The organism is Vibrio sp. 1978 (assembly GCF_033344345.1).
This window is the reverse complement of record NZ_JAWPOP010000983.1, coordinates 1-524: the sequence shown is the minus strand read 5'-3', so window position 1 is coordinate 524 and position 524 is coordinate 1. Positions and strand designations below refer to the sequence as shown.

At 47.3% G+C, this 524-nt stretch carries 1 pseudogene; it reads left to right on the top strand.

Annotation, left to right across the window (positions count from 1 at the left end):
- Positions 1-524, top strand: a pseudogene (locus tag R8N49_RS30230) (chromosome partitioning protein ParA); the annotation flags it as partial.

The window sequence follows — 524 nt, the reverse complement described above, 5'->3', positions numbered from 1 at the left end:
CCAGGTGATGTGATCAGCTTCTTCCTTGGTAACGATGACAAAGGTTATCTGCTGACAACCTTATCGAGCCAAGAAGTGCTTACGCCAACGATGGCAACAACCAAACCCAGTCGCAGCATCAATATGACGCGTCTGCTGCTTTCTCTCGACAGCAGGCCTGAGAATCGTGAGGAAATTGTCTTAGCCAACCGTGTGTTGTCTGATCCTCGCTTTCAAAGCCAGCTCAAGAGTCTCGATCTCAATTATCTGGATGATGCTAAACGACATCTCAACCTCGACTGGGTTTCTGTCGATGAGGCGATTGATCACTTGAACGAAAGCCAGCAGTACATTGAGGAAAACTTTGCCTCTGATGAGATCATCTTTGAACCTCGCGGCATCACGTTCAAAAACATCGTGATCAAAAAGAAAGATTGGCAGGGCCGCGCTTGTGCCTACGATCTGCGCTATAAACATCACCCCAAATATCGCCCCCCATTTGGTGAAACCCGATTCACCATCACCAAAGATTCGTTAATTGAACA